Below are 250 nucleotides of genomic sequence, written 5' to 3' on the forward strand. Positions count from 1 at the left end.
GGTCAATGGATCGGATTCTCGCAGGAGGGACAAATCAAGAAGGTCAGTATTAATGGCGGCGGGCCTGTCCCGATCGTTCCAGCCGTGAACGCATCTGGATTTGCGTGGGAAGACGACGGGACGATCCTGTTCGCTCAGGGTGACAACATCCTGCGCGTCCCTGACGCCGGAGGGAAGCCTGAGGTGATCGTCGCTAGTGTGAAAGGTCGTGTTCAAAGCCTGCAGCTGCTGCCTGGGAAGCGCACACTCC

The 250-nt window shown here is 58.8% G+C and carries 1 protein-coding gene; it reads left to right on the forward strand.

What is annotated here, in order from left to right; all coding sequences use genetic code 11:
• Positions 1-250: hypothetical protein (locus tag ACCD03_RS25600; RefSeq protein ID WP_413413294.1), on the forward strand; the 250-nt coding region annotated here is incomplete at both ends.

Source organism: Ralstonia sp. Ralssp135, from assembly GCF_047304345.1.
Lineage (GTDB): Bacteria > Pseudomonadota > Gammaproteobacteria > Burkholderiales > Burkholderiaceae > Ralstonia > Ralstonia chuxiongensis.